Raw genomic sequence first — 2,266 nt, forward strand, 5'->3', positions numbered from 1 at the left:
AGGTAGCCGTCGGCGCCGAGCTCTTCGACGAGGTCGACCGTGACCGAGAGACCCTTGCCGTCGGCGGGACCGACGACGATGTCCTCCGGACGCACGCCGACCGTCACCTGCGAACCGTTGGCGCGACCGACGGTGTCGCGGTCGAGCGGGACGACCTCGGTGCCGAAGCGGATGCCGCCCTCGGCGAGGTCGGCCGAGAACAGGTTCATCGCGGGCGAGCCGATGAAGCCGGCGACGAAGACGTTGTTCGGCTTCTCGTACAGGTCGCGGGGCGAGCCGACCTGCTGGAGCAGACCGTCCTTGAGGACCGCGATGCGGTCGCCCATGGTCAGGGCTTCGGTCTGGTCGTGGGTGACGTAGACCGTGGTGACGCCGAGACGACGCTGCAGCGATGCGATCTGGGTACGGGTCTGGACGCGGAGCTTGGCGTCGAGGTTCGACAGCGGCTCGTCCATGAGGAACACCTGCGGCTGACGAACGATCGCACGGCCCATGGCGACACGCTGACGCTGACCACCCGAGAGGGCCTTCGGCTTGCGGGTCAGGTAGGGCTCGAGGTCGAGGAGCTTGGCGGCCTCGAGCACGCGTGCGGCGCGTTCTTCCTTGCCGACGCCGGCGATCTTGAGCGCGAACCCCATGTTCTCGGCGACGGTCATGTGCGGGTACAAGGCGTAGTTCTGGAAGACCATCGCGATGTCACGGTCCTTCGGCGGGACGTCGGTCACGTCGCGGTCGCCGATGAGGATGCGGCCGGCGTTGACCTCTTCGAGGCCGGCGAGCATGCGCAGGGACGTGGACTTACCGCAACCGGAAGGACCGACGAGGACGAGGAACTCTCCGTCACCGACCTCGAGGTTCAGCTTGTCGACGGCCGGACGGGTTCCACCGGGGTACAGGCGGGTGGCTTCGTCGAAAGTCACAGATGCCATTGTGTTTCTCCTTCACCGGCAGGTACGTGCCGGACGATCCGTAGTGATGAAGCGGTGGGGCGAGCCACCGTGACCCGTCTTTGGGTCGAGATCAGTATGACATGAACGGCTGTACCTGGGTATTTCTCAGCCTCACTGGTTAGCATCGATCTCGGCCGCGCCCAGCGGCGATCGTCGCTCAGCGGCGGTCGGGGCCAACCCGGACCCCCGCAGACTCACAAGAGGAACGATGTCGAGCGACGAAACGCCGAACGTCCCCACACCTCGCAATTCTCGCGAGGCCGTGCGGGAGAAGGCTCAGAAAGTGCACGCCCAGCAGTCGAGGGCGCGCCTCATGCGACGGATCATCATCGGGGCCGTCGCCGTCGTCGCGGTGGGGGCGATCGGCACCGCAGTGACCCTTGCGGTGTCCGCTCAGGTGTCGAAGCCGAAGCTCACCCCGACCGGGATGGAGTCGGATGGCGTCGTCGTCACCGACATCACCGCCGTCGCCGGATCCGACGAGGTGCCCGCGACGCCCTCGGCAGAGCCGACCGACGCGGGTTCCTCGGCCGAGCCGACTGTCGAGCCGACGCCCGGCGCGACCTCTTCCGACAAGGTCGACATCCACGTCTACGTCGATTACCTCTCGCCGGACGCCGGAAAGTTCGAGCGGGCCAATGCGCGTCAGCTCGCCGGCTGGATCGAGGAGGGGGCGGTCACCGTCAGCTACCACCCGGTCGCCCTGCTCACCGCGAGCTCGAACGGCACCAAGTACTCGTTGCGTTCCGCCGCGGCCGCCGCGTGCGTCGCCACGCACTCGCCTGCGCAGTTCTACGCCTTCAATCACGACCTGCTCGACGACCAGCCCGAGGTCGGCAGTGACGGGATGTCGGACGAGGACCTGGCGAATCTGGCAGCCGCCGTCGGCACCGACAACACCAAGGCCGTCCGGTCGTGCATCGAGAACGGTGACTTCGTCGGTTGGGCGAAGGAAGCGACCACGCGCGCGCTCGACGGACCGCTCGCCGGATCGAAAGACCTGATGCTCAACACCGCGCCCATGATCGTCGCGAACGGCGAGGCGTACGTCGGTGCGTTCGACGACCCGGCCGAGTTCTCGCAGTTCGTGCTGAGCGTCGCGAGCGATGCCTCCCGTGCGACGCCGTCTCCGACGCCCACGTCGACCACCACGCCCGCCCAGTAGTTCGAACCGGGGTCGATGCCATCGCTAAGCTGGTGGATGGCATCCGCCGACTTGGCGCAATTGGTAGCGCACCGTACTTGTAATACGGGGGTTACGGGTTCGAGTCCCGTAGTCGGCTCCACACATGAAGGCCCGCATCCCCGGGGGCACC

At 67.0% G+C, this 2,266-nt stretch carries 2 protein-coding genes and 1 tRNA gene; 2 read left to right on the forward strand and 1 reads right to left on the reverse strand.

What is annotated here, in order from left to right; all coding sequences use genetic code 11:
• The coding region (locus B2869_RS02440; protein WP_292762288.1) for an ABC transporter ATP-binding protein at window positions 1-929 on the reverse strand (929 nt) is incomplete at its 3' end.
• Window positions 930-1,158: 229 nt separating this feature from the next.
• Here B2869_RS02440 and B2869_RS02445 point away from each other — a divergent pair.
• Both B2869_RS02445 and B2869_RS02450 read left to right on the forward strand, forming a co-directional pair.
• Window positions 1,159-2,115: a DsbA family protein gene (locus B2869_RS02445; protein ID WP_292762291.1), complete on the forward strand. Its 957-nt coding sequence runs from the start codon at window positions 1,159-1,161 to the stop codon at window positions 2,113-2,115.
• A gap of 45 nt (window positions 2,116-2,160) precedes the next feature.
• Window positions 2,161-2,236, forward strand: a tRNA-Thr gene (locus tag B2869_RS02450).
• The last annotated feature ends 30 nt before the right edge of the window (window positions 2,237-2,266 follow it).

Origin of the sequence: Microbacterium sp. UBA3486 (genome assembly GCF_002377845.1) — a bacterium.
GTDB classification, from domain to species: domain Bacteria; phylum Actinomycetota; class Actinomycetes; order Actinomycetales; family Microbacteriaceae; genus Microbacterium; species Microbacterium maritypicum_A.

Excerpts from the sequence above, each read along its gene's own strand:
- B2869_RS02445 (WP_292762291.1), top strand. The coding sequence starts at position 1,159 with ATGTCGAGCGACGAAACGCCGAACGTCCCCACACCTCGCAATTCTCGC.